Origin of the sequence: Sulfurimonas sp. HSL1-2 (assembly GCF_039645565.1) — a bacterium.
GTDB lineage: Bacteria > Campylobacterota > Campylobacteria > Campylobacterales > Sulfurimonadaceae > Thiomicrolovo > Thiomicrolovo zhangzhouensis.
Genome location: NZ_CP147914.1, coordinates 2,194,597 through 2,210,395 on the forward strand (window position 1 = coordinate 2,194,597; position 15,799 = coordinate 2,210,395).

At 59.8% G+C, this 15,799-nt stretch carries 14 protein-coding genes; 5 read left to right on the forward strand and 9 right to left on the reverse strand.

The window, feature by feature from the left end:
• Positions 1–9 precede the first annotated feature (9 nt).
• Positions 10–1,332, reverse strand: a complete 1,323-nt coding sequence (locus tag WCX18_RS11210) for a UDP-glucose/GDP-mannose dehydrogenase family protein (protein ID WP_345987855.1) — start codon at positions 1,330–1,332, stop codon at positions 10–12.
• A gap of 116 nt (positions 1,333–1,448) precedes the next feature.
• Between WCX18_RS11210 and WCX18_RS11215 the strand changes: the two genes are divergently transcribed.
• Both WCX18_RS11215 and waaF read left to right on the forward strand, forming a co-directional pair.
• The gene (locus tag WCX18_RS11215) at positions 1,449–2,711 is read left to right on the forward strand and encodes a glycosyl hydrolase (protein WP_345987858.1); all 1,263 of its coding nucleotides are present in this window, start codon (positions 1,449–1,451) and stop codon (positions 2,709–2,711) included.
• Positions 2,708–3,679, forward strand: a complete 972-nt coding sequence (waaF, locus tag WCX18_RS11220; protein ID WP_345987861.1) for a lipopolysaccharide heptosyltransferase II — start codon at positions 2,708–2,710, stop codon at positions 3,677–3,679. Before WCX18_RS11215 ends, waaF begins: the two co-directional genes overlap by 4 nt.
• Positions 3,680–3,700: 21 nt before the next feature.
• On the opposite strand, the gene WCX18_RS11225 is transcribed toward waaF, so the two are convergent.
• Genes WCX18_RS11225 through rfaD form a run of 3 tightly spaced genes read right to left on the reverse strand, consistent with a single transcriptional unit; the run spans position 3,701 to position 6,737 of the window.
• A complete protein-coding gene (locus WCX18_RS11225) occupies positions 3,701–4,303 on the reverse strand; it encodes a YfaZ family outer membrane protein (protein ID WP_345987864.1) in 603 nt (200 codons plus the stop codon).
• Positions 4,297–5,733, reverse strand: coding sequence for a D-glycero-beta-D-manno-heptose-7-phosphate kinase (gene rfaE1, locus WCX18_RS11230; RefSeq protein ID WP_345987867.1), 1,437 nt, complete (start codon positions 5,731–5,733; stop codon positions 4,297–4,299). Before rfaE1 ends, WCX18_RS11225 begins: the two co-directional genes overlap by 7 nt.
• Complete coding sequence (gene rfaD / locus WCX18_RS11235) at positions 5,730–6,737, reverse strand: ADP-glyceromanno-heptose 6-epimerase (protein WP_345987870.1); 1,008 nt, start codon at positions 6,735–6,737, stop codon at positions 5,730–5,732. Before rfaD ends, rfaE1 begins: the two co-directional genes overlap by 4 nt.
• A gap of 181 nt (positions 6,738–6,918) precedes the next feature.
• Between rfaD and WCX18_RS11240 the strand changes: the two genes are divergently transcribed.
• Positions 6,919–7,215: a c-type cytochrome gene (locus WCX18_RS11240; RefSeq protein WP_345987872.1), complete on the forward strand. Its 297-nt coding sequence runs from the start codon at positions 6,919–6,921 to the stop codon at positions 7,213–7,215.
• A 157-nt stretch (positions 7,216–7,372) separates the two neighbouring features.
• On the opposite strand, the gene mqnP is transcribed toward WCX18_RS11240, so the two are convergent.
• Complete coding sequence (mqnP, locus tag WCX18_RS11245) at positions 7,373–8,233, reverse strand: menaquinone biosynthesis prenyltransferase MqnP (RefSeq protein WP_345987875.1); 861 nt, start codon at positions 8,231–8,233, stop codon at positions 7,373–7,375.
• 4 nt (positions 8,234–8,237) lie between these two features.
• Complete coding sequence (locus tag WCX18_RS11250) at positions 8,238–9,110, reverse strand: alpha/beta hydrolase (protein WP_345987877.1); 873 nt, start codon at positions 9,108–9,110, stop codon at positions 8,238–8,240.
• A gap of 61 nt (positions 9,111–9,171) precedes the next feature.
• Here WCX18_RS11250 and miaA point away from each other — a divergent pair, with 61 nt between their 5' ends.
• Positions 9,172–10,068, forward strand: a complete 897-nt coding sequence (gene miaA / locus WCX18_RS11255) for a tRNA (adenosine(37)-N6)-dimethylallyltransferase MiaA (protein WP_345987880.1) — start codon at positions 9,172–9,174, stop codon at positions 10,066–10,068.
• A gap of 87 nt (positions 10,069–10,155) precedes the next feature.
• Positions 10,156–11,340: a diguanylate cyclase gene (locus WCX18_RS11260; protein WP_345987883.1), complete on the forward strand. Its 1,185-nt coding sequence runs from the start codon at positions 10,156–10,158 to the stop codon at positions 11,338–11,340.
• On the opposite strand, the gene WCX18_RS11265 is transcribed toward WCX18_RS11260, so the two are convergent.
• The 3 genes from WCX18_RS11265 to WCX18_RS11275 are packed head-to-tail and all read right to left on the reverse strand — an operon-like array spanning position 11,324 to position 15,761.
• Entirely contained in the window at positions 11,324–11,875 is a 552-nt protein-coding gene (locus WCX18_RS11265) for a DedA family protein (RefSeq protein WP_345987885.1), read from the reverse strand. The genes WCX18_RS11260 and WCX18_RS11265 overlap by 17 nt on opposite strands.
• A gap of 9 nt (positions 11,876–11,884) precedes the next feature.
• The gene (locus WCX18_RS11270) at positions 11,885–13,135 is read right to left on the reverse strand and encodes a DUF4010 domain-containing protein (protein ID WP_345987887.1); all 1,251 of its coding nucleotides are present in this window, start codon (positions 13,133–13,135) and stop codon (positions 11,885–11,887) included.
• 49 nt (positions 13,136–13,184) lie between these two features.
• The gene (locus tag WCX18_RS11275; RefSeq protein ID WP_345987889.1) at positions 13,185–15,761 is read right to left on the reverse strand and encodes a plasma-membrane proton-efflux P-type ATPase; all 2,577 of its coding nucleotides are present in this window, start codon (positions 15,759–15,761) and stop codon (positions 13,185–13,187) included.
• Positions 15,762–15,799 lie beyond the last annotated feature (38 nt).

The following is a 15,799-nucleotide window of genomic DNA, read 5'->3' on the forward strand; positions in this document are numbered from 1 at the left end:
ATATCAGCTTTAAACACCAATCTGGAAGTATTCGAAGCCGAGGCGCGCCATGCGCTCTTTGTCGAACTGGTTGCGGCCGTCGAAGAAGACGGGGCTTTTGAGGCGCTTGTCGATCTCGTCGAAGTCGGGGCTGCGGAACTCCTGCCACTCCGTGACGAGGATCAGCGCGTCCGCGTCTGTAAGGGCGTCGTATTTGCTGTCGACGTATTCGACGCTTTCATTGCCCTTGAGGTAGTGGCTCTCCGCCTCGTGGCGGGCTTTGGGATCGTACGCTTTGATCTTTGCGCCGCGTGTTGTCAGGGCATTGATGATCGTGATGGCGGAGGCTTCGCGCATGTCGTCCGTCTCCGGTTTGAACGCCAGGCCCCAGATGCCGAAGGTGAGGCCCGAGAGATCTTCGCCGAAACGCTTGATCACCTTGTTCGCAATGACCATTTTCTGGTCATAGTTCACGGCCTCGACGGCGTCGAGGATGCGCGGGGTATAGCCGAAATCCTTGGCCGTTTTGGCGAGTGCCTGGACATCCTTGGGGAAACAGCTGCCGCCGTAGCCGCAGCCCGGGTAGATGAAGCTGTAGCCGATGCGGCCGTCGCTCCCGATACCGTGGCGCACCTTGTTGACGTCCGCGCCGACGCGTTCGCAGATGTTGGCCATCTCGTTCATGAAGCTGATCTTCGTCGCGAGCATCGCGTTCGCGGCGTACTTGGTCATCTCGGCGCTTTTGATATCCATCCCGATGAAGCGGTCGCTCTTCTTCATGAACGGCGCATAGAGGTCATGCATCACCTGCATCGCCTGCTCGCTCTCGGCGCCGATGACGACGCGGTCAGGGTGCATGAAGTCCTCGATGGCCGCCCCCTCTTTGAGGAACTCCGGGTTGGAGACAACGTCAAAATCGATGTCGGCGCCACGTTTATCCAGCTCCGCCTGGATCGCGGCTTTGACCTTCTCCGCCGTCCCGACGGGCACCGTTGACTTGTCGACGACGACCATGTAGTGCTGCATATGCTCGCCGATGCTCTTGGCGACGGCCAGGACGTACTGCAGGTCCGCGCTGCCGTCTTCTCCCATCGGGGTACCGACGGCGATAAAGGCGACATCCGTCGAGGCGATCGCCGCTCTGATATCGGTCGTGAACGTCAGCGTCCCCTTCTCATGGTTCTCCAGTACCATCGTCTCCAGACCCGGTTCGTAGATCGGAATGATCCCCTCGCGCAGTTTCGCGATCTTCGCCTCATCGATATCCACACAGGTGACGCTGTTGCCCATCTGTGCAAAACAGGTCCCGCTGACCAGTCCGACGTAGCCCGTTCCGATGACGGAGATTTTCATGAGTGTCCTTGCTGCTGTTTTAATGGGGGATATTTTATCTCATCCCCGGTTAGAAGCCCATTGAGGCGATTACTCCGCGGTTACGAAGGCAGGGCAATACACGATATAATGCCGGCATGAAACCGCCGTACGCCTGGGATTTCCACTCCGACCAGCCCTATCAGCTCAAAGACCGTGCCCTCAAACGCCGCCTGCGCAAAGCGCAGCGCGCTTCCCTTGTCAAAACGGCGCTCTCCGGCCTGCTCTGGCTGCCGCTGGCGCTGCTGGCCATGCCTTTCCTGCGCCGCCGCCCGGTCGAAGCCTCCCGTTTTACGGGCCTTATCATCGACCCCCTCCGTGAGCCCGAAGCCACACTCGGTGCCGTCACCGAGCTTGATGTCAACGAGCTGCTGATCCGGGTGAAACTCTGGGAACCCGACGCGCTGGAAAAGATCACGGCCTTTGCCCGGAACCTCGAAGGAAGACGGCTGCTCTTCGTGCTGATGCAGGACCGCGAACACATTGAGGATGCAGCACTCCGCCGCCGGTCGCTCGAGCGCACCTTTGCCGCCCTTGCCCCCTTCGGCGACCGCTTCCAGATCGGCACGACCATCAACCGTGCGAAATGGGGATTCGCGAGCGTCAACGAATACCTGGAGTTCTTCAAAACGGCGCAGCAGCTCCGCGACGAGCGTTACCCGGAGCTGAAACTCATCGGCCCCGGTGTCATCGATTTTGAATACCACTTCGCCGCCCACGCCTTTTTCAACCTCCGCGGCATCCGCTTCGACGCCGTAGCCGCCCTCCTTTACGTCGACCGCCGCGGGGCCCCGGAAAACACCCAGACGGGGTGCGACCTCCCCTGCAAGATCAATTTCCTCTCCTCACTGGTAATGCTCTCGCCCCGGGCGAAATACCCCCTCTACCTCACCGAGACGAACTGGCCGCTGAGCGGAACGGCCCCCTACGCGCCCACCAGCGAAAAGGAGTGCGTCGACGGGGAGACCTACGCCTCGTACATGGTGCGGTACTACCTGCTCGCCCTGGCGACACAGCAGGTCGCCACCGTCTACTGGCACCAGCTTGCCGCCCCGGGCTACGGTCTTGTCGATACCCGGGAGGGGTGGCATAAACGCCCCGGGTTTAAGGCATTCAAGACCATGGCGTCTCTGTTGAAAGAGGCGCGGCATATCGCCCTGCAGCAGCGCCGTGACCGCTTCGAGATGCTGCTGCAGCGCCCCGAGGGCCTGCTGCGGATCTTCTGGACGAACGGGACCGAGTATACCCAGCACTTTGCCGAGCCCCGCCACTTTATCGGCCGTGACGGCAATACCTTTACGACGGATGCCCTGACCGTCTCCGGCAGCCCGGTCTATCTGATTGAAAAGGACGAAGCGTGAAGCTGCTGATCATCCTGCCCAACTGGCTCGGCGACGCGGTGATGGCTACGGCCGCCATCGAATCGCTCTGCGAATGCTACCCCCGGGCGCGACTGACCCTCGTCGGCTCCTTCGTCTCCGTCGAAGCCCTCAAACACCACCCGATGTGTGTCAATGCCTATGTCGACGAAACGAAAAAAGGCGGAAACCGCCTCGCTAACACCTACCGCTTTGCCAAAATGATCGGCCGCCATGACGCCGCGGTCAGTTTCCGCAACCAGCTGCACGCCTCGCTGCTGCTGCGCTGGACGGGGACCCCCAAAACCGTCGCCCGCAAGAGCTGGCATGCACAGCTGCTGCTCAGCGACGCGGTTGCCCTCTCCCGCGGTGAGCATCTGACAGCGCAGTACCAGCGGCTGGCCGACCGCCTCTGCGGCGGCGAAACCGCACCGGGACCGCTGCGCCTTTTCATAACACCGAAAACCTTTGACAGACCGACGCTCGGCATCAACCCGGGAGCGACCTACGGTTCGGCCAAGCGGTGGTACCCCGAAAAGTTCGCCGCCGTCGCCGCCCATTTTTCCGACCGCTACGACATCGTTATCTTCGGGGGTCCCGGTGAAATGGCCATGGCGGAAGCGATTGAAAAGGATCTGCAGGCACGGGGGGTTGAGAACTACCGCAACCTCGCGGGAAAAACGACCATTCCCGAACTCTGCGCCGCTATCGGGGGGCTGTCGCTCTTCGTCACCAACGACAGCGGCCCCATGCACGTCGCGGCGGCCTACCGCGTGCCCACCGTCGCGATCTTCGGGCCGACGCGTCACAAAGAGACCTGCCAGTGGGGCAATCCCAAAAGCGCCATCGTCCGCCACGACATGGCGTGCGCCCCCTGCATGAAACGCGAATGTCCCCTTAAACACCATGAATGTATGAAATCGATCGAAGCTTATGAAGTGATTGAAGCGGCGGAGCAGCTCATCGTCTGAGCCCGCCGGTGGCGGAAAGGTTTAGAAGCGGAACTTGACCCCGGCGAACCAGGCCTCGTTGAAGGTGAAATCCCCCCCGGGAAGGTCGAAGTCCGTATCGATCTTGCGATACCCCGCCGTCACCGCGGCGCGTTCGATGATCCGGATATCGAGCGACAGGTCATACTCCAGGTAGTTCTTCGCATCCTGCCAGGCAAGCACCTGCGGCGCGTAGTAAAGATCGGCGCCGACGACAAAGGGAATCGCCAGGTTCAGCGGCAGCGTATAACGTGCAAAGAGTCCGAGCGGCATGGCGTAATAGTCATACCCTTCAATAGAGGTGTAAACGAGTTTTGCCCCGAGCCCGAGCTTGAGCGCGCGGTTGGCATCCAGGTGCTCCCCGACGGCAAAGTGCAGGTCGACAAGATCGTGATCCTTGTCGCGGAGTTCGTCGCTGTGATGGTAGGAGCCGTGCAGATAGCGTGCACCGACAAAGACGGTGTCCGGATCGACGGCATCGTTGAACTGCCCCATATCAAGATCGAGTTTCAGATTGAGATCGTAGTTGTTCAGGTTCAGTTCCGCTTCGTGCATCGCGAACAGCGAGCAGCCCAGTGCCAACGTGGCGACCAAAGTTTTCAGCATGTTGTTCCCTCCTGGATTTTGGCTATGGTCTTCGTCGTACTTTTGCCTTCGACGAAATCGACGAGTTTGAGCTCACCTGCAAATTCGGTTCCGACGACGGCTTTGCCTTCGTAATCCCCCCCTTTGACAAGGACGTCGGGGCGGAGCATCTTGATCAGCTCGTAGGGCGTATCGTCACCGAACTTGACGACATAGTCCACCGACTCAAGCGCGGCGAGGATATAGGCGCGGTCATTTTCGCTGTTGACCGGGCGCGACGGCCCTTTGAGCGCACGGACGGAAGCGTCGGAATTGAGCCCGACGATCAGGACGTCGCCGAAGCTCTTGGCCACCTGCAGGTACTTGACGTGGCCGACGTGCAGGATGTCGAAACAGCCGTTGGTGAAGACGATGCGTTTGCCCCCCGCACGGCAGCGGTTGACGATCCGGTCGATCTCTTCGAAGCTCTTGATGTGCGCATCGGAGCTGCTCTGGTGCAGCATCGCCTCGTACTCTTCGATCTCGTCCAGGGTCACCGTCGCCGAACCGATCTTGCCGACGACGACGCCGGCGGCAAGGTTCGCGAAGCGGGCCGCGTCGTCGATGCTGAGGCCCGAACTGAGGCCGAACGCGATGGAGGCGATCACGGTATCGCCCGCCCCCGTCACGTCGTAGACCTCCTGCGCCACGGTCGGGAAACGCTTGAGCTTCTCGTCGAAGATCGCGATCCCGTCCTCGGAGAGGGTGATCATGGAGCGGTCGAGGTCACATTCGTTCTTGAGCCACAGCAGCGCGGCCTGAAGGCTTTCACTGTCCGTGATCTCGATGCCGGTCGCCTCGATCGCCTCTTTCTTGTTGGGGGTCAGCAGGTGCGCCCCGCGGTACTTCGAGTAGTCGCGCCCCTTAGGATCGACGAGCACCTTCTTGCCCCCCCGGCGTGCGCGGGAAATAATCCCCTGGGCCAGCGCCGGGGTCAGGACCCCCTTGCCGTAGTCGGAGAGGATAATGATGTCATAGAGGAAAAGGTCCTTCTCCACCGCGGCGAGGATTTTCGCCTCGGAGCCCTCCGTAATGGCGTCCTTGGACTCCTTGTCGTAACGGAGGATCTGCTGGTTCGCGGCGATGACGCGGCTCTTTTTGCTCGTCTTGCGGCCCGCCTGCGTCACCAGTCCCTCCGTCTTCACCCCGATGCTCTTGAGCATCAGCGTCAGCTCTTTGCCGTTGGCGTCGTCCCCGATGGCCGAGGCGACGCTGACGGAGGCGCCCAGGGCGATCAGGTTGTTGATGACGTTGCCCGCCCCGCCCAGTACCGTCGTCTCGTTGGCGACGTCGACGACCTGCACCGGTGCCTCGGGGGAGATACGTTCCGCCCGGCCCCAGAGGTAGTGGTCGATCATCAGATCGCCGATAACGAGAATATTGGGACGGCTGTTACGCAGGATCGGGATCATTTGACCTCTTCTTCAAAAAGGCGCTTGATCTCGGGGATATAGGCTTTGATCCCGTCTTCGAGTTCATAGCGCGGCGCATATCCCAGCCCCTGCTTGGTGCTCTCGATATCCGCCTCGGTGTGGAACTGGTAGCGCCCGACGAAGGGGTTCGGGATATACTCGCACGGCATAGAAGTCCCCAGCTCTTTTTGGAGCGTGTCGACGATGGACTGGAAGGAGCGCGCTTTGCCCGTACCGACGTTGTAGATCCCGCTTTCCTTGGGGTGCATCGCCAGGATGTTCGCCTGGATGATATCCTCGATATAGATGAAGTCGCGCACGATCTTGTCCGAGCCTTCGAAGAGACGCGGGTTCTTGCCGGCGAGGATCTGGTGGCCGAACTGCACGACCATCGACGCGGTCTTGTTCTTGAAAAACTCCCGCGGCCCGTAGACGTTGAAGTAGCGCAAACCGACGATGCCAATCTTCTCGCGCTTCATGTAGTCACGGCTGAGGTGGTCCATCATCAGTTTGGAGAAGCCGTAGACGTTCTGCGGCGCCTCGACCCCGACGCGCTGCGGTGAGGGGGCGTCACCGTACGTCGCGCCCGACGAGGCGTAGATCATGTTCGCCCCCTGGCGCACCGCCATGTCGAGGAGGTCCTTGTAGGCGTTGAGGTTGGTGCGGATCATCAGGTCCTGCTCCAGCGCCGTCGTGTCGGAGATGGCCGCTTCGTGGAAGATGTAGTCGAAATCGTAATCTTTTTCCAGTTTGGCCAGCAGCGCCTTGTCGTTGATGTCGCCGCTGATCACCTCGCCGCGGAAGCCTACCAGGTTCTTGAAGTGGCCGAAGCTTTTGAGGTTGCCGTTGCTGAGCGTCTCGCCGCTGCGGAAGCTGTCGAGGACGACGACATGGGCACCCGGGTGATTCTCCTGGAAATAGAAGGCCAGGTTCGCACCGATAAAGCCTGCGCCCCCCGTGATCAGAATCGTCTTGTCTTTCAGGTCGTCATCAATATAGCGCATCGTTTTCCCCATGTTAAAAATAATGGGGATTTTACCATTTAGAACGTAACAACCCTCTAAGAGCCCCTTTTGTTCAACAGAAGTGAACATCTCGTTAAGTGAAACTAATAGGAATGATTAACAATGTTTAAGACTCTTCCCAGTATAATGAACCCCGAAATTTTCACTTGGAGACCTACTAATGAAAAAAATTGCTCTGACTCTGCTTGTTGCAAGCGTTTCTCTGATGGCGGCTGACGGTGCTGCTCTGTACAAAAAATGTGCTGCATGCCACGGTGCAAGCGGCGAGAAAAAAGCCCTCGGCAAATCTCAAGTCATCCAGGGCTGGGACGCAGCTACAACTGAAGCGGCTCTCAACGAGTACAAAGCCGGTACACGCAACGTTCACGGTATGGGTGCACTGATGAAAGGTCAGGTTGCTCCGTACTCTGAAGCAGACATCAAAGCTGTTGCAGCTTACATCGCTGGCCTGAAGTAATTCCGGCCCCGTTCCGCATTCCTGCGGAACCCCTCTTTTCTACACACCATTTTCCATCCCATTCCGCTTTAACGAAACAATCAACCGATACGAACGTCACCCATCATCACGTCATACCGTCAGCAGTTCATACCGCAGCGGCTGCAACGTTAAAAGCCTAGCGCAGCCACTGGTCCAGGATGATCAGCACCAGGAAAACAATCCCGAGATAGCCGTTGACCGTAAAGAAAGCGCGGTCGATCTTCGTGAAGTCCTTACGGACGAGGTAGTGTTCGTAACCCAGCATCAGCGCACTGACCGCCACGGCCATCCAGGCAAAAAATCCCAGACCCGCCGCCCAGACGAACATCCACCAGAACAGCACCGTATTGAGATGGAAAAGGGTCGAGATAAAGAGGGTCGCTTTCGGACCGTAGACGGAGGGGACGGAGTGCAGCCCGTGGAGCTTGTCAAACTCGATGTCCTGCAGCGAATAGAGCAGATCGAACCCGGCGACCCAGAACAAGACCCCCAGGGAGAGCAGCACCGACCACTGCGGTACGCTCTCGCTCACGGCGATCACACCCGCCAGCGGTGCAAGCCCCAGGGAGACGCCCAGCACGACATGAGCCAGCTCGCTGAAGCGCTTGAAATACGAATAGCTCCCCAGCACCGCCAATACAGGGATCGCCAGCGTAAAGGCCAGCTCGTTTACCAGGTAGGCCACGATGATAAAGACGAGCGCATTGACGACGGAAAAGAGCAGGATCGTCGTGCTGTCCAGCCGGCCGTCGGCATTGGGGCGCCCCTGGGTCCGCGGGTTCTGCGCGTCGATATCGCGGTCGGCGTAGCGGTTGACCCCCATGGCGAAGTTGCGTGCCGAGATCGCCGCAAGGATCCCCAGCAGCAGCAGCGAAAAGCCGAACCATCCTTCGGCGGCGACGATCATCGCGATAAAGATGAAAGGGAGCGAAAAAATGGAGTGCTGGAACATCACCAGCTCATTGAAATCATGCAGTTTAGCGACGATGCGTTTCACCCGGCTACTCACTTTTTTGTTTAATTGTATCAAAAATCAGCATAGCCGAGGCATCCGGATCAAAAGCCGGACGGCGCAGAAAGGCGAGAAAGCGCGCCCGGATACGGGAGTCGTTGAAAGCGGCGATGTGTCCTGCATCCTGTACGAGCCAGAAAGCGCGCGGCCGAGCCGAGGCGTCAAAGAGCTGCCAGCTATGGTTGGGGGAGATGATGCTGTCCTTTGAGCCGGCGAGGTAGAGTTTCGGCACCGCCAGCGACGGGGCGATCCCGATGGGGTCGTAGCGGTCCGTCAGGGTCAGCGACGCGCCCCACTGCAGAGGCCAGCCCACAATAGAGCGGTCAAGCGCCTCCCTGCCCGCCTGGGGGAGCGAAGCGAAGGTGCTGTCGAAGACGGCCAGCGCGATGCGCTCCGTCCCCTGCCGCGCCAGGGCATTGAACAACAGCGCGCCCCCCAGCGACTGCCCGATAACAGTCACCCTGCCCCTGCGCTGTGCCTGCACGTATGCCAGGGCCGCTTCGGTGTCCTCCACCGCCCCCTCCAGCGCCGGGCTCCCCTCCGAGGTGCCGTACCCCCGGTAATCAAAGATGAACACCTCGTATCCCGCCCTTACCAGCCAATCGAACCCCAAAAAATGCGCTGAGATATTCTGCGCGTTTCCGTGCACGACCATCACCGTTCCCCGCGGTACGTTGCCGGGTTCGAGCCACCAGCCCGACAGCCGTGTACCGTCCCGGGAGTCGAAATGCACCTCCCGGTAACTGAGATTGAGATCCGCCGGCGTCGCGTAGAGCCGCGAATCGGGCTGGAACACCATCGCTTCGCACCCCCACAGCGCCAACAATACCGCGATCGCAACCGCATACCCCGCCAGTTTCATCCCGCTTCTCCTTGTGCCTTTATACACAACTTTAACAGCGATTGTAGCGTATACTGTCGTCATGAAAACGATCGCCCTCATCGGACCCACGGCCTCGGGCAAGAGCGACCTTGCCCTTCAGGCCGCCGCCGTCACGGGCGCGCGTATCCTCTCCCTTGATTCCCTCAGCCTCTACAAAGGGATCGACATCGCCTCGGCCAAGCCCACGATCGAAGAGCGCGGAGCGATCATCCACTACGGCATCGACGTCCTGACACCGGACCAACCCTTTGACGTCACGACCTTTATCGACCTCTACCGGCAGGCCCATGCCGACTGCGCCGCCGCCGATGTCCCGCTGATCATCGTCGGCGGCACCTCCTTTTACCTCAAAGTCCTCTTTGAAGGGATCTCCGAGACCCCCGTCACCGATGAGAACACCCGCCAAAAGGTCGCAGCGTTGCTGCAGGAACATGCAAAGGCCTACGGGATGCTGCAGCGCGTCGATCCGGACTATATGGCCGGAATCGACGCCAACGACCGCTACCGTACGGAAAAAATGCTCACGATCTATCTTCAGACGGGGATGCCCCCCTCGGAGTGGTTTGCGGCCCACCCCCCCGAACCGGTCCTCACCGATGCCCCCCTCTTTGAGATCGACGTCCCCCGCGACGTATTGCGTGAGCGTATCGCGCGACGGACAGAGAAGATGGTTGCCTCCGGGCTGATCGACGAAGTCGCCCGGCTGGAGCAGCGGTACGGCCGCACGCCCAACGCAATGAAAGCGATCGGCATCATCGAGGTCCTGGACTACCTTGACGGGAAATCGACCAAAGCGGAGATGACGCAGCTGATCATGACCCACACGGCACAGCTGGCCAAGCGGCAGCAGACCTTTAACCGGAACCAGTTTGCCGCCAAGACCCTGCTGCCGTATGAAGCGTTACTCCCGTACCTCACAGCCGCGCTTTCCGACTGAAAACACGGCCGCTCCCTTTCGTTCCGATCTGCGATATAATCTATACAAATAGATAGATCAAAAGACCATTAGCCGACAGGGAAAAAGATGCTTGGGAAGATCTCGTTGCTCGCGGGAGGGTGGATACTCGTCGTTCTCTTTTCATGGACGTGGGAGTTTTATCACAACAAAAAGCTCGATGAAAACACCATGCTCAAAACCGCACGGGCCTTCTTCCAGCAGATCCTTCTCACGCGGGAGTGGAATGCACGCCACGGCGGCGTCTACGTCTTCGCCGACGCATCGACACCGCCCAACCCCTACCTCAAAGGTGTACTGCGGGACATCCCCCTCGAAGACAACCGGTCGCTGACCCTCGTGAACCCCGCCTATATGACGCGCCAGCTCTCCGAACTGGCGGAAAACTACGACGGAGTGCAGATCCATATTACCAGCCTGCGCCCGATCCGCCCCGGGAATGCGCCCTACCCCTGGGAACGCACAGTGCTTGAGTCCTTTTACGAGGGGGAAAAAGAGTACGGGGCCTTTTTCAAAGACGGGTACCGTTACATGGCACCTCTGTATACCAGGAAAAGCTGCCTTCAGTGCCACGGTGTGCAAGGCTACAAGGTCGGTGATATCCGCGGCGCCATCAGCGTCACCATCCCCCATGTCAGGGCCCCCCAGCTTCCGCTGGGAGGCGGTCACCTCCTCATTGCCCTGATCGGGCTTGTCATCATTCTACTGGTCGGCTGGCGTCTGCGGCGTGCCTACCGGACCGTTGAGGAGCAGAGTATGATCGATCCGCTCACCGGCATCGCCAACCGGCGCCATTTCATGAAACGTCTGAAAGAGGAGTACCAGCGGGAGCGGCGCGAACAGCAACCCCTGACGCTGATTATGGCGGATATTGACGCTTTCAAAGCCTACAACGATACCTATGGCCATATTGAGGGGGACCGGTGTCTGCAGAGGGTGGCCCATACCCTGCAAAAGGCCCTCAAACGCCCCGGTGACTGTATTGCCCGGTACGGGGGCGAGGAGTTCATCATCATGCTTCCCAATACGCCTCTCACCAATGCCGAGCATTTTGCGGAAGCGCTGCGCCGCCGTATCGAGGCACTGGCAATCCCTCATAAAAGCTCTCCTGCCGCCGGGGTCGTGACCGCCAGCTTCGGGGTCGCTGAAATCGATGTGAACGATCCAGACTATGAAGCCATTATCCGGCGGGCCGACGCTCTGCTTTACGAGGCAAAAAAGGCGGGACGGAACCGCGTCACCGCTTCCGTTTAGTAATGCGCCGCACCCAGACCACCATCGCAACGAAGGCGATAAAAAGCGCACCGTAGAGGGCATAACGGTGGGCCTCGGCGAAAAACAGCGTCACGGCATGCCCCAGCAGGTAGCCTGCCAGCGCAACAGCGACGGCCCAGAGCGCCGCACCTGCGGCATTGAGCAGCATGAACTTGCCGGGTGCGATCCCGCTCGCTCCGAGCAGAAAGGGGGTCACCGTCCGCAACCCGTAGAGGAAACGGAACCCTACGATCACGCTGTTCTGACGACGCTGCAGCAACGCACGCACCCGTTCGGATTTTGCCTGCCACCGGGGGCGTTTCTCCAGCAGTGCCGTCCCCTGCCTGCGCCCGATGAAAAAGTAGAGCTGGTCCCCGGCAAAACTGCCCGCAAAGGCGGAAACGATCACCCACGGAAGCTCCAGGTAGCCTGCATGGGCCAGGTAGCCGCCGATCACAAGGACCGTCTCCCCTTCCAAAAAAGTGCCCGCGGCGATCATCGCGTAGCCGTACGTCATCACCAGCGCTTCGAGCATGACCGCCCCCTAGATGAAAAAAGCGACCCCTATGGTCGACAGCCCGAGCAGCAGCAGCCAGAGCGCGGCGATCCGGCCGGCGGCAAAGCCCCCGAACCAGACGGCATAAATCGCCTTGAGCAGGTTGTTGCTCCCCGCCGCGATCATCACCGATGAGACGATCACCGGCGTTTTCAGCCCCTCATGGCCCGTCAGCAGCGACAGGACAAAAGGATCGATATCGGTGAAGCCGACGGCAAACGAGAGCAGCTGCAGCCCGCCCGTGCCGAAATGGGCCGTCACGAGCTGCGTCACCGCCATCATCACGACAAAGAGGGTGGCGAAAAGGAACGCCGTCCCCAGTTCCAGCGGATTCGTATCAACACTCCCTTCCACCGGTACCGTCTCCCCGCTTTGACGCAGGGCATACGGTGCCGCGATCGCAAAGGCCGCCAGGGCAAAGAGCATAAAAGGGAGCAGAAGCGCCTCGGCCACCTCCGGGGTGAAAATCACGGCGATCACGATCAGGCGCAGGTACATCATGGCCGAGGCGGCGACGATAGCCCCCGTCATCAATCGCCGGTTCCCGATCTCGGCGGCCTTGCGCGAGAGCACGACCGTCGTCGCGGTACTGGAGTAGAGCCCGCCGATCAGCCCGGCAATCAGGTAACCCCTCTGGCGGAAGATATATTTTTGGGCCAGGTAACCGCCGTAGGAGATCGATGATACTATCACGACCGCGCTCCAGAGTTCGAAAGGCGACAGGGGCAAAAACGTCCCGATAGGCTGATGCGGCAGGAGCGGCAAAATGACGGCCGAGAGCAGTACCATCTTGCCGACCGTTTCCAGCTCCTCGGCGTTGAGGCTTTTGGAGAGTGCCTGCAGACGCGGCTTGGCGTTGAGCAGGAAGATCATCAGGACAAACACCAGAGAGGGGAGCCAGATCGCGAAAAGCTCCGACAGCGGCCCGATGGTATAAACGAGCAGCGCCGCGAGGTAGAAGAGTATGGAGGGACGCCCCTTGTTGAGCTGCTGGACGTAAAAGAGCGCAAAAAGCAGGGTGACCCCCGCCATCGCGACCAGATAGGGGGCCGTACCGAGCAGCCAGCAGAGATAGCCGAGGATGCCGAGAAACGTATAGGTCCGTGCCGAACCGAACGTATGTTCCTGGTCGGTGGGATGGAACCGGAGCCGGTAGGTTTTGATCTCCAGGCCGATCAGGAAACTGAACATCGCCGTCAGGGCGAAATGTGCCAGCCGGCTGTCAAAATACTGTTCCATCGCTTGACTCCTCAAAAAAGCATCGCCATGTCTTTCGCCTCTTGACCCCTCAGATCACCGCGATGCCGAACCGTTTACGATAATAGCGCAAAACCGCCATTTTGACGACATCGTTAAAGATGAACCAGACGAAAGCGTATGCCCCGACGGCTGCAGCGGCACTCCATCCGATCGGTACCATCACACCGAACCCGTAGACGCCGACAACGATCCCGGCGGCGGCGCTGAGCAGCGATGCCGACAGCAGCGGTGCCGACGGAAAGGGACGACGGAAAAACCATTCGTCGATACGGGTATTGAAAATCGTGCCGTGCCCGGCGACGATGAGCTTGACGAAGAAAAGCGACTGCACGAAATCGAGCGGCAGATGCATCAGTGACATCGTGACCCAGAACAGGGTAAACGAGGAGAGCACTCCGGCAATCCCCAGCCAGCTCGCCAGGACGAACACCTCCCGCATATCCCAGCGCACCGGTCTCTGCCTTACTTTGGTATTGTCATAGGCGATAGTCATGATCGGGATGTCGTTGAGCAGCGCCAGGATGATGATCATCAGCGCCGTCACCGGGTAGAAGTCGTAAAGCACGATGGCCAGCGTCATAAAGATGATGACGCGGATCGTCTCGGCGATACGGAAGATCGTATAGCTCTTCATACGCTCGAAGATCTGTCTTGCCTCCTTGATCGCATCGACGATCACATACAGGCCCGGCGCCGTCAGCACGATATCCGCCGCGGCGCGCGCCGCATCCGTCGCCCCGTCGACCGCAATACCGCAGTCGGCCTTTTTCAGTGCCGGGGCGTCGTTCACCCCGTCGCCCGTCATCCCCACGATATGGTCGGCCTTCTGCAGCGCATCGACGATGAAATACTTGTCTTCCGGGTAGACCTGGGCGAACCCGTGCGCCGCCTCGATCAGGGCGATGATCTCCGATTCGTGCTTCTTCACCGCCCCCTTCGGTATCGGCATGTTGTAAAGCTCGCGCTGCACTTTCTGCAGGATCTCCCGTACTTTCGCATCCACTTCGGCCGGGGCGGCATGCGGCATCACAGCCTCGGTGATGGCCGAGGTCAGCACTTTCGAGAGGTAGAGGTACTCCTCGATCGATTCACCCTTGAGCGCGCGGACATCCTCGATCTGCTCCCCGATCGAGAGCAGCCGGGCGATATAGGTCGCGACGGCGATATTGTCTCCCGTCACCATCTTGACGTCGATCCCGTTCGCCTCGGCCTCCGTTACGGCCAGCTTGGAGTCGCTCCGAGGCGGGTCGAAAAAGGGGAGCAGGCCCACGAAGTGGTAGACATCCTCTTCGCATTTGCGGAACGCGACCCCCAGGGTGCGGAACCCCTTGTCCGCAAACAGCTGGACCTGTTCATTCGCCTTTTGGCGGTCGAACTCGTGTGCATCGCTCTGCTCGATGATGATCTGCGGCGCCCCCTTGGTGACGATCAGTTCGCACTCCCCGTCTTCATAGATCCCCTCGGTGCGTTTATGGACGGGGTCGAAAGGGAGGAACTTCTTGAGCTCCCACGGTTTCAGCCGATCCCGCAGCGCCCGGGTGTCGATCATGTCGAAGATCGGTCTCTCGATCGGATCGCCGTTCTCCTCCTTGCTTGCCAGGGCGGCATAGACGTACAGGGCCTCTTCATCGAAACCGTCGGCAACGTAGGGATCGGCAAGGCTCATGCGGTTCTGTGTCAGCGTCCCCGTCTTGTCCGAACAGAGCACATCCATACCGGCAAGTTCCTCTATCGCGGCAAGACGGCTGACGATAGCCTCTTTCAACGCCAGGACATGCGCCCCTATGGCCATCGTCACGGTGAGGACGGCGGGCATGGCGACGGGAATGGCCGAGATTGTAAGTACCAGCGCAAAGATCAGCAGCTCGACCGTCGGTTCGTTGTTCTGCACACCGTGGTAAATGATGACGGCGATCATCGCCAGTGTCAGCAGTATGAGGAAATTCCCGACGCGCACGACCATTTTCTGGAAATGGCTCCGCCCTTCGCGCTCCGCCTTGGCAACGAGCCCGACCGTTTTGCCGAAATAGGTATGCGACCCCGTACCCGTGACATGGGCGACCATCTCCCCCTGCCGGACGATCGCATTGGCATAGAGGTCGTCTCCGACCTTTTTGTCGACAGGGAGGGACTCCCCCGTCAATGCGGACTGATCGACCTGGATATAGTCGCTGCCGCTGAGCAGTTTCGCATCGGCCGGAACGATATCGCCGATTTTGATCTTGATGATGTCGTCGGGGACGAGGTGTGAGGCATCTATCGTTTGCCATGCCGCGTCGCGCAGTACCAGCGCCCTGCGGGCCAGCTTCTTCTTGAGCACCTCGATCGCATTGAGCGCCTTCGACTCCTGGTAGAAGTCGACTGCCGCATTGACGAGCAGCATGACCATGATGATGGCGAACTCTTCCCACCGCTGCACGCTGAGCGACAGCACCGCTGCGGTTTCAATCATCCAGGGGATCGGACCCCAGAAACGTTTTAAGAGCCGGGCGGCCCAGGAGACCTGCTTCTCTTCGATCGTATTGGGCCCGAACTGTGCGAGACGGGCTTCGGCCTCTTTGCTGCGCAGGCCGCGCTGTAGTGAGTCGGATGTGTCCGTTTCCATCGTGGCTCCTTTTCAGGAATTCCGTTTGCCCTGTGTAT